The organism is Streptomyces sp. NPDC055254 (genome assembly GCF_053606025.1).
Genome location: NZ_JBSGQV010000006.1, coordinates 1 through 7,013 on the forward strand (window position 1 = coordinate 1; position 7,013 = coordinate 7,013).

Annotated in this window: 5 protein-coding genes; 2 read left to right on the forward strand and 3 right to left on the reverse strand. The window is 71.7% G+C overall.

From position 1 onward, the window contains the following. Positions 1-342: 342 nt before the first annotated feature. Entirely contained in the window at positions 343-879 is a 537-nt protein-coding gene (locus tag ACWFQ8_RS08345) for a MarR family winged helix-turn-helix transcriptional regulator (RefSeq protein WP_069921218.1), read from the reverse strand. A gap of 125 nt (positions 880-1,004) precedes the next feature. Between ACWFQ8_RS08345 and ACWFQ8_RS08350 the strand changes: the two genes are divergently transcribed. Beyond that, positions 1,005-2,291, forward strand: a complete 1,287-nt coding sequence (locus ACWFQ8_RS08350) for an MFS transporter (RefSeq protein WP_453785659.1) — start codon at positions 1,005-1,007, stop codon at positions 2,289-2,291. 125 nt (positions 2,292-2,416) lie between these two features. Here the strand turns inward: ACWFQ8_RS08350 and ACWFQ8_RS08355 are convergent, their stop codons facing one another. Then, on the reverse strand, positions 2,417-4,204 hold the full coding sequence (locus ACWFQ8_RS08355) for an ATP-binding SpoIIE family protein phosphatase (RefSeq protein ID WP_453785420.1): 1,788 nt from the start codon (positions 4,202-4,204) through the stop codon (positions 2,417-2,419). A 134-nt stretch (positions 4,205-4,338) separates the two neighbouring features. Continuing rightward, positions 4,339-5,757, reverse strand: a complete 1,419-nt coding sequence (locus tag ACWFQ8_RS08360) for an NAD(P)/FAD-dependent oxidoreductase (protein WP_453785421.1) — start codon at positions 5,755-5,757, stop codon at positions 4,339-4,341. A 340-nt stretch (positions 5,758-6,097) separates the two neighbouring features. On the opposite strand from ACWFQ8_RS08360, the gene ACWFQ8_RS08365 reads away from it, so the two are divergent. After that, on the forward strand, positions 6,098-6,871 hold the full coding sequence (locus ACWFQ8_RS08365) for a TetR/AcrR family transcriptional regulator (RefSeq protein WP_453785422.1): 774 nt from the start codon (positions 6,098-6,100) through the stop codon (positions 6,869-6,871). Positions 6,872-7,013 lie beyond the last annotated feature (142 nt).

Below are 7,013 nucleotides of genomic sequence, written 5' to 3' on the forward strand. Positions count from 1 at the left end.
TCCTTCGTACTCACCCTGACGGGCTTTCCTCCGGGCTTCGTTTCGTTCTGTTCTTGCGTCTCCGACTCTACCAGACTCTTTCGTGTCCGATTCCCAGTCAGCGGGATTTGCCTTCGGGGCTGTTGGGCCCTTCCGACTCCCGAACTCTAGTGGATTTTCCCGGCGGCTCATAATCGGGCCTTCGGAAATGAATTCGGACATGCCGAAATTCGTTCCCGGTGGGAGATCGTGCTGAGTTGGGTGCCGCAACGAGGCGGCGGGAGTTGTTGTCGCCACAACCTTTAGGCTCTGGGACAACTCGAAGAACCTTACGGACCGACCATGCCTGTGTCAACCCAGGGTTCAGCTGGGGGACTGCAAGTCCTCCACGCGGTCCAGCAGCCGCGTGAGCATGTCGCCCAGGACACCGCGCTCGGCCGTGGAGAGGTCCTGGAGGAGGTCCTCCTCGAAGACCGTGGCCGCGCGCATGGCGTCCAGCCACTTGCTGCGGCCCTCGTCCGTGAGCTCCACGATCACGCGGACCCGGTTGGACTCGTCCCGCTCCCGCGTGACCAGGCCCTCCGCGGTCATGCGGTCGATCCGGTGCGTCATCGCCGCCGGCGTCAGGCCCAGCTGCTTCGCGAGCTCGCTGGGGCCCATGCGGTACGGGGCGCCGGAGATGACGAGGGCCTTGAGGACCTCCCACTCCGCGTTGCTGATGCCCAGGGCCGCGGTCTGGCGTCCGTACGCGACGTTCATGCGGCGGTTCAGGCGGCTGAGCGCCGACACCACCTTCTCGACCTGGGGGTCGAGGTCCTGGAACTCGCGCTGGTAGACGGCGATCTGCTCATCGAGGCTCGGCTCGTGGACGGGCGTAGTGCCGTCGGGGGTGTCACCCATGGGTCGAAGTATGGCACGAGCCCATTGGCGTCTAACTCCTTCGATGTGTAGAGTTAAGCATCGAACTTTAGCTATGAAGTCTTCAGTCTTCAGCTCTCAAAGGCAGGTGAGAAGTGACCAAGGTGATGGGCGCTGCGATGCGGCGGATCCAGGCCGGGAACGCGTTGACCGCGTTCGGCATCGGTTTCACGGTTCCGTTCCTCTACATCTATGTGGCGCAGGTGCGAGGTCTGGGCTCCATGGCCGCAACGAGCGCGTTCGTGGCCTTCGCGCTGGGCGCCCTGGTCGCCCTGCCCCTCACCGGCCGGGTCATCGACCGACGCGGTCCCGTCCCCGTCGTCATCGGTGCGGCCGTCGTCGCCTCGGTCGGCGCGCTCTCGCTCGGGCTCTCCGGCGGCCTCGTACCGATCCTGATGTCCGCTCTGGCGCTGGGCGCCGGGCAGGCCGTGATGCAGCCGGCGCTGGCCACGATGATCGTGTGGTGCTCGACGCCGTCCACCCGGACCCGTGCCTTCGCGCTGCAGTTCTTCATGCAGAACCTGGGTCTGGGCATCGGCGGCCTCATCGGCGGCCAGATCGTCGACGAGCACCGCCCCGCCAGCTTCACCCTGCTGTTCGGCATCGAGTCCGTGATGTTCCTGGTGCTCGCCGGGGTCGTCCTCACCGTGCGGATGCCGCACGCACCGGTCATCAAGGACGCCGTGCCCAAGGGCACCGACGGCGCGGGCAGCGGGTGGAAGCGGCTGCTCCGGCACCAGGCGATGGTCAAGCTGCTGGTCCTGGGCTTCGTCGTCTTCTTCGCCTGCTACGGGCAGTTCGAGTCGGGCCTCGCCGCCTTCGGTACCGAGGCCGCCGGGATCTCCCCCTCCACCCTGGGCTTCGCGCTCGCCGCCAACACCGGCGCGATCGTCGTCGCGCAGTTCGTGGTGCTGCGGCTGGTCGAGAAGCGCCGCCGGTCCCGCGTGATCGCGCTGGTCGGTCTGATCTGGACCGTGGCGTGGATCATCGCCGGGTTCTCGGGGCTGGGGCACGGCAGCGCCGTGATGGCCGCCGCCGCCTTCATCACCACGTACGCGCTCTTCGGCATCGGCGAGGCGATGCTGTCGCCGACCCTGGCGCCGCTGGTGGCCGACCTGGCGCCGGAGGGTTCCGTGGGGCAGTACAACTCGGCCTTCGCGCTGGTCAAGCAGATGGCGCTGGCGCTGGGGCCGCTCGGGGTGCCGCTGGGCGCGGGTGCGCCGATGCTCTACATCGGGATCTTCGTGGTGGTCTCGCTCGGCATCGCGTGGCTCGCGCTGCGGCTGGGACGGCAGCTGACCCCGGAGCAGGACAACCCGTCGCTGTCCAAGGTCGTGGCCCGGCACGTTCCGGCCGCTGCCGCCGCGCCGGTCGACGAGCGCGTCCCCGCGTAACGCACGGCGGGTGAGGAAGGGGGGAAGGCCCCGGTCCGATGGACCGGGGCCTTCCGCACGTCCGACCGCCGGCCGGGCCGGTTGTCCGATTACTTGTCGGGCTACTGGTCCGGCCGTCCGTCGGGCTACTTGTCCGGTTGCTTGTCGGGCAGGGCGAATTCGCACCAGACCGCCTTGCCGCCGCCCGGAGTGCGCCGGCAGCCCCAGGAGGAGGCGATGGTCGCGACGATCGAGATCCCGCGCCCGGTCTCGTCGGCCGGTTCGGCGCGGCGCCGGCGCGGGAGATGGTCGTCCCCGTCGGTGACCTCGATGATCAGGCGGCGGTCGGTGCGGCGCAGTCGCAGCCGCATGGGCGGGGTGCCGTGCTGGAGGGAGTTCGCGACGAGCTCGCTCGCGGCCAGTACCCCGAGGTCGCACAGCTCGACCGGGAACCGCCAGGACGCGAGGACGCCCTGGGCGAAGGCGCGGGCACGCGGGGCCGCCTCGATGCCGCCGAGGAGTTCCAGGGCCGCGTTGTGGAAGAGCTCCGCGTCCGAGCCGGTGCGGGCGGGCTGCTGGAGGACCATCACGGCCACGTCGTCGTCGTGGTCGGCGTCCACGCCGAGGGCGCGCATCAGGCGGTCGCAGATGACCGCGGGAGTGCCCTGGGCGCCGGAGAGGGCGCGTTCGAGGGCGGCGACGCCCTCGTCGATGTCCTCGCCCCGGCGTTCGACGAGGCCGTCGGTGTAGAGGACGGCGGTGGAACCCGGGCCCAGCGCGATGGTGCCCGAGGTGTGCAGCCAGCCGCCGGTGCCGAGCGGTGGGCCGGTGGGGTCGGCGGCGCGGCGGACGGTGCCGTCCTCGTCGCGGACCAGGATCGGGAGGTGGCCGGCCGAGGCGTAGGCCAGCAGGCCCTCGTTGGGGTCGTGGACGGCGTACACGCAGGTGGCGATCTGGCTGGCGTCGATCTCGGCGGCCAGGCCGTCGAGGAGCTGGAGCACCTCGTGCGGGGGCAGGTCGAGGCGTGCGTACGCGCGGACGGCGGTGCGCAGCTGGCCCATGACGGCGGCGGCGCGGACCCCCCGGCCCATGACGTCGCCGATGACGAGGGCGGTGCGGCCGGCGCCGAGGGTGATGACGTCGTACCAGTCGCCGCCGACGGCCGCCTCGGTGCCGCCGGGCTGGTAGGTGGCGGCGACGCGCAGGTCGTCGGGCTGTTCCAGTTCCTGCGGGAGGAGGGAGCGCTGGAGGGTGACGGCGGCCTCGCGCTGGCGGCGCTCGCTCGCGCGCAGCCGTTCGACGGCTTCTGCGTGGTCGGTGACGTCGGCGAGGTGGACGAGGACCCCGGTGCGGTGGAGGTCCGGGTCGCGCGCCCTGTCGGTCTTGGGGAACTCCACCGGGGTGCAGGTGACGGTGTACGTGCTGCCGCCGCCCGGTGCGGTGCGGTTCTTGGCGGTACGGGGCTTGCCGCTGCGCTGGACCTGGTCGAGGAGCGGGAGGAGGCCGAGCTCGCCCAGTTCGGGCAGGGCCTCGTCGGCGGGGGCGCCGGTCGGACGGGGGCCGAACCCGGCCGTGTAGGCGTCGTTGACGTAGGCGACGCGGTGCTCGGGGCCGTGGACGAGGGCGACCAGGGCCGGGAGGCGGCCGAGGACCGCGCGTACGGAGAGCTCGTCGAGGGAGGGCGCGGCGGCGCGTGGGACCGGGTGCGGGGCGGTGCCGGCGGCAGCGCCGGTGCCGGTGCCCGAGACCGTGGGGTCGACGGGGCGGCCGTTCGCGGTGGGCGCGGAGCGGTCGGCTCCGGGGTCGGCGCGGCCGCCGCGGGCCGCCGGGACCGAGCCTTCACCCCGTTTGGCCTGGGCGGCGGCGTGTTCGGTCCGGGCGGCGGCGCGGCGCTGCGTTCCGGGAAACCGGGCGCTCCAGCGCGTGAAGTTCACTGCGTTCAGGCCTCGTGGTGTCGCAAGTGGTCGCTGTGTCGCTCAGGGCGGTCGCGCACTGGACGATGTCACTCTGTGCAGGTGTGAGCCCACCTATGGTCACACGTCCAGTGTGGCCGACCGCACTGACAACGTCAGCCCTGGCTGTCCTGCGGGGGGTTGGGGGCGGGGCGGGGCGGAGGGTCCTTGGGGGCGCCACCTGCGGCGAGTTCGAATTCTGCCCTGGGGTGTTCGAGGGAGCCGAGGGAGACGATCTCACGTTTGAAGAGGCCTGCGAGGGTCCATTCGGCGAGGACGCGCATTTTGCGGTTGAAGGTGGGGACGCGGCTGAGGTGGTAGGCCCGGTGCATGAACCAGGCCGGGTAGGCCTTGAGCTTGCGGCCGTAGAGGAGGGCCACGCCCCGGTGCAGGCCGAGGGAGGCGACGGATCCGACGTGCTTGTGCGCGTACTCGGTGAGGACTTCGCCGCGCAGGGCCGCGAGCAGGTTGTCGGCGAGGACCTTGGCCTGGCGGACGGCGTGCTGCGCGTTGGGGGCGCAGGCGGCGCCGGGCTTCCGGGCGGTGATGTCGGGGACGGCCGCGGCGTCACCGGCGGCCCAGGCGTGCTCGACGCCCTCGATGGTGAGGAAGGCGGTGCACGTGAGGCGGCCGTGTTCGTTGCGGGGCAGGTCGGAGGCGGCGAGGACCGGGTGCGGTTTGACGCCGGCGGTCCAGACGACGGTGCGGGTGGGGAAGCGGGCGCCGTCGCTGAGGACGGCGACGCGGTTCTCGCAGGATTCGAGGCGCGTCTCCAGCCGGACGTCGATGTTGCGGCGGCGCAGTTCGCGGATCGTGTAGACGCCCAGCTCGGGGCCGACCTCGGGGAGGATGCGGTCACTGGCCTCGACCAGGACCCACTTCATGTCCTCGGCCTTGACGTTGTGGTAGTACCGCGCGGCGTAGCGGGCCATGTCCTCCAGCTCGCCGAGGGCCTCGACGCCCGCGTAGCCGCCGCCGACGAAGACGAAGGTCAGGGCGGCGTCGCGGATCGCGGGGTCGCGGGTGGAGGAGGCGATGTCCATCTGCTCGATGACGTGGTTGCGCAGGCCGATGGCCTCTTCGACCGTCTTGAAGCCGATGCCGTATTCGGCGAGTCCGGGGACGGGGAAGGTACGGGAGATGGAGCCGGGGGCGAGGACGAGCTCGTCGTAGGCGATCTCGACGGGGCCGGCGCCCTCCTCCTCGGTGGCGAGGGTGGTGACGGTCGCGGTCCGTTTGGCGTGGTCGATGCGGGTGGCCTCGCCGATGACGATGCGGCAGCGGGTGAGGAGGCGGCGCAGCGGGACGACGACGTGGCGGGGGGAGATCGAGCCGGCCGCCGCCTCGGGGAGGAAGGGCTGGTAGGTCATGTACGGCTCGGGGGTGACCACCGTGACCTCGGCCTCGCCGGTTCTCAGCTTTCGCTGGAGCCGGAGGGCCGTGTACATGCCGACGTAGCCGCCGCCGACGACCAGGATCCGCGTACGGGGCGGGGTACCGGGGTCCGTGCCCCGGGAGTTAGCAGCCTTCACCATCCCATGACGCAACGTGGCCGGGAGTTTGTCCACAGGCCTGACACATTGTGTGACCGGTGGTGGTGCTGGGGCAGGGCTGAACCGGACCCTGGACGGAGGTGCGAACGTGCAGGTCAGGGTGGGCGGAAGGGGTGCTTCCGGGAGGTTGTGAAGAAAAAGTGGGGGCGAATGCTCCGATCGGGCGGTGGTCCGTCCGGGGCTGCCTCTTCTGAATTGACTCTGGCTCAACTATGTTCGTAGCCCGTCGAGGAGTAGGACCGGGCCCACATGACCGTGGCCCCCTCGACACGAAGGCGGGGAATGTCTCCGGGGGGAGACAAATGATTACCGGGGGAAACATATGAACATTTCCGATTTCCATGGTTCTGCGACCGCGCTCTCGGTCGAGAGCAACGGTCGCGGCGTCACGGGCGGCACCACGCACGGGACCGGCAGGTCCACGCCGCTGCGCGTCGATGCCCAGCGGAACCTGGAGCACGTACTGCGGGCGGCCCGCGAGGTCTTCGGCGAGCTGGGCTACGGGGCTCCGATGGAGGACGTGGCGCGGCGCGCGCGGGTCGGCGTCGGCACCGTGTACCGGCGCTTCCCGAGCAAGGACGTCCTGGTCCGGCGCATAGCCGAGGAGGAGACCGCCCGGCTCACCGAGCAGGCCAGGACCGCGCTCGGCCAGGAGGAGGAACCGTGGCAGGCGCTGTCGCGCTTCCTGCGCACCTCCGTGGCCTCGGGCGCGGGACGGCTGCTGCCGCCGCAGGTGCTGCGGGTCCGGACGGCGGACGAGGAGGCCGGCCCGGACGCGTCGGCGGCACGGGTGCCGCACCAGCGTCAGGCGGCCGTCACCGGCGGCGCTCCCGACCTGCGGGTCGTGGGCGCGCGGACGCCCGCGGAGGACGAGCCCTCGGACGACGCGGGCGCGGGCGCGCTGCTGGAGGTCGTCGGCCGACTGGTGAACCGCGCGCGGGAGGCCGGTGAGCTGCGGGGCGACGTCACGGTGGCCGACGTCCTGCTGGTGATAGCAACGGCGGCGCCCGCGCTGCCGGATCCGGCGCAGCAGGCGGCGGCTTCCACGCGGTTGCTCGACATCCTGCTTGAGGGGCTGCGCTCCCGGACGGTGTGAGCGTCGGCCGGCGGCGGGAGCTCGCGCTCCTGTTGCGGCCCCGAGCCCGTAGTGGCGCGGGGGGGGGGGGGGGGGGCGGGCCCGGTCGCGCCCCCCCCCCCCCCGGCGACTCGCCCCAGGTGGCCGCCGACTTTGCCCGAGC